Genomic DNA, 228 nt, shown 5'->3' on the forward strand with positions numbered 1-228 from the left:
ATCGACGACAAAATCATTAAGCGCGCGAATGAAAATGGCGAGAGCTTTGTGGCGCTGGTTGATCGCATGATTGCGGAAATGCACAACGATTTCGATGCGCTGAATATTCTGCGCCCGGATCTTGAACCGCGCGCGACGCACCATATCGCCGAGATTATCGAAATCACCGAACAGCTGATTGCCAAAGGTCACGCTTACGTTGCTGATAACGGTGACGTGATGTTTGAC

1 pseudogene is annotated in these 228 nt (G+C 50.4%); it reads left to right on the top strand.

Features of this window, described 5'->3' with window-relative positions:
• Nucleotides 1-228 (top strand): annotated as a pseudogene (cysS, locus tag FDX22_RS00510) (cysteine--tRNA ligase); the annotation flags it as partial.

This window comes from Citrobacter sp. TBCS-14 (assembly GCF_005280805.1).
Taxonomy (GTDB): domain Bacteria; phylum Pseudomonadota; class Gammaproteobacteria; order Enterobacterales; family Enterobacteriaceae; genus Citrobacter; species Citrobacter gillenii.